At 42.5% G+C, this 2650-nt stretch carries 3 protein-coding genes; all 3 read left to right on the top strand.

The features are described 5' to 3' along the window. The first annotated feature begins 2 nt into the window (after positions 1–2). The gene (locus AC4MRV_RS21180) at positions 3–737 is read left to right on the top strand and encodes a hypothetical protein (RefSeq protein WP_491189269.1); all 735 of its coding nucleotides are present in this window, start codon (positions 3–5) and stop codon (positions 735–737) included. A 26-nt stretch (positions 738–763) separates the two neighbouring features. Beyond that, positions 764–2077: a transglycosylase SLT domain-containing protein gene (locus tag AC4MRV_RS21175; protein WP_009697138.1), complete on the top strand. Its 1314-nt coding sequence runs from the start codon at positions 764–766 to the stop codon at positions 2075–2077. Between the two features lie 12 nt (positions 2078–2089). Next, a partial coding sequence (locus AC4MRV_RS21170) for a hypothetical protein (RefSeq protein WP_491189268.1) occupies positions 2090–2650 on the top strand: 561 nt, incomplete at its 3' end.

The following is a 2650-nucleotide window of genomic DNA, read 5'->3' as shown; positions in this document are numbered from 1 at the left end:
TTCTGGTAGGCCTTTTAGGTCTACCAGTTTTTGCTTCCGACTCTCATTCTTGGTCGTTCAACGGCACAGATTATGAGCTTAAAACCAGTGATTCAGAAGTGTCAGTTGAAGTGAAAAGACAGCATGAACTGACCACGAAACAAATGAAGTCATTGTGTCGTAAAGGGCTCGGTTTAGAGCTTCGCAAAAAATACGAAGACAAGTTGCTTGAAGGTGGTTTCATTCGTGAAACTTTAGATTCGTGGCCTTTTGCGAGTCTAACTTACGAACTGACCAATATTCAGTTTTCTTCACTGAGTAAGAACCAAGCTCAGTGTAGTGCTATGGTGAATGATACTGGCTACAAAACCAATCTCCAAACCACAGCGCTGAACTATGCCATTGCGTATTACTCAACCAAGCAGTACCAGCACATCAAGCCGATATTACCGTTGATCATCAAAGAACCTAGCGTTGCAATGGATGCCGCAGGTTTAGTCACCTTGCTCTTATCTCAATCAGACGTGACCAAAGCTGAAAATTACTATCAGCAGTATGTCGATGTTTCCGCAATTTCCAACAGTGAAATCAAGCACTGGCTAGCTCAATGGCAGTTTGAGCAAGGAGAACTTGAGGAAAGCTTGTTCATCGCAAAGCAGTGCTCAAGCAAAGAATGCGAGCGTTTGGTGATAGACATTGAAGATCAAATGTTTGAGCAACAAGCTGAGAGTGTCGGAGATCTGTCTTCTTATTTCTGATTTAACAAATTACGGTAACTCAATTTATGAAATTGAAATATTGCGCACTGGCTGCGTTGTTAAACCTAATTGTGATGCAACCAAGTTTTGCAAATGATCCTTTTGCTGAACTGGACCAAGAAATCGAACAATTAACCGCTGATGATACGGATGAGTTTGAGCAATGGTATGCCGCCCAAATTCAAGAGTTCAATCAATGGCAGCAAGCTTACTTAGCGGACTGGGACAAAAAACAGAAAGCCTCTATTCAAAAATGGGGTGACACCAAAATACCTTCTCCGGATGTGGTAGTGGTTTATGACGAACAACATAACGCACGAACCGTCGTTGATTTGGAGAAAGGTGAGATTACGGTTAGCTACTTACCGCCTGCGGAAGAAGAAAAAGCCGAAGCTCCAGTTGTTGAAGCTGAAGTCGTCAATGCCGTTATCGAGAAAAACGCCAAGGTGTTTGAAGAAGTTGGTGTAACTCAACCTAAAAAAGCTGAGCCCACAATGGTTTTCGTTGAGGAAATTAAAGTAGAACCAAAGACTTTCGAAGAGGTGAAGAAAGAGATTGAGGCGCAAACTGAGCGCCAAATGAGTCAACTTGACATCTTTGCTGCTGAGAAAAGTGCGGTGTTAAGTGAACAAAAGCAAGAGCAAGTGATTGTTCAGCAAAAACAACAAATGGTGAAGCTGGAAGAAAAACGCATTGCTGCTGTGAAGCAAGAATTAGCTCTGCAAGAAAAGCAGCTAAAGCAACAGCCTAAAAAGATTGTTGAGTATAAGGTCAAGATTCCAAAATCATCACTGGCGAACCGCGCCAATCAGTACCTTCCTGCGATTCAACAAGAAAGTGCAAAGCGAGAATTACCGCCTGCACTTGTTTTGGCAATCATGCACGAAGAGTCGCATTTCAACCCGAAAGCAAAATCTCATGTGCCCGCATATGGGCTGATGCAAATCGTGCCGACAACCGCTGGTCATGACGTGAATAAGCTATATCGCGGTAAAGATAAGCCGATGAAAGCGAATGACTTATACGATCCCAATTTGAATATCGAAACTGGCACGGCGTATCTAAAAATTCTTCAGAGTCGATACCTAAAAGGCATTAAAGACCCACAAAGTGCGACTTACAGTGTGATCGCGGCTTACAACACCGGGTCAGGTAATGTGGCCAAAGCATTTGGTGAGCGACGTGTTTCTAGTGCGATTAAGAAAATCAATACCATGAGTTCTGATGAAGTATATGAGCACCTTATCAAGAACTTACCTTATAACGAGACTCGCAAATATCTCAAAAAGGTCAACGATAGAATGAAAACCTATCATGCGCAGTCCAACTCAATTATCTAAAAGGAATTGAAGATGAAATATCAAATTCTTACCGCTGCAATCAGCGCAGTGATCTTATCTGGCTGTGCGAGTCAAAGTGGTTCTGAAAACACGGCGAAAGTGGAAACCAACAAAGGCAGCAATGTGCCTAGCTGGGTACTAAACCCAACTTCAGCGAATGGCTTTGCAGCGTCAAACTGTGTTACGGCGTCAGGTAACTTTTCTGTTGATCGTAACCACGCTATCTCTCTAGCACGTAACACGCTTGCGCAAAACCTTGATATTAAAGTCAGTGTGTTAGAGAAGAACTATCAAAAAATTGATAGCTCAGTTGACGGTCAAACCTCTGGCACATCTTTTGAGCAAATCGCTAAGCAAATAACTAATACTTCAATTCAAAAGAGCCAAGTTGAGCAAGTATCACTGGTTGAAATTGGTGGTGTAGAGCAAATTTGTGCGCTAGTAGTCATGCCAAAGATTGAATCAGAAAAGATGTTTAACTCTGCTGTAACGGCAGGAACGGATATTGATCCAACGGATAAAGCGGCGCTATACAAAGAGTTTGTGAGCCAAAAGACAAGCAAAGAATTGGAA

Source organism: Vibrio sp., from assembly GCF_984391705.1.
The sequence above is the reverse complement of the archived record's forward strand: the minus strand, read 5'-3'. Positions and strand labels throughout refer to the sequence as shown.

Bases quoted from the DNA above. Each gene is read 5' to 3' on its own strand.
- AC4MRV_RS21175 (WP_009697138.1), top strand. From the start codon at position 764: ATGAAATTGAAATATTGCGCACTGGCTGCGTTGTTAAACCTAATTGTG.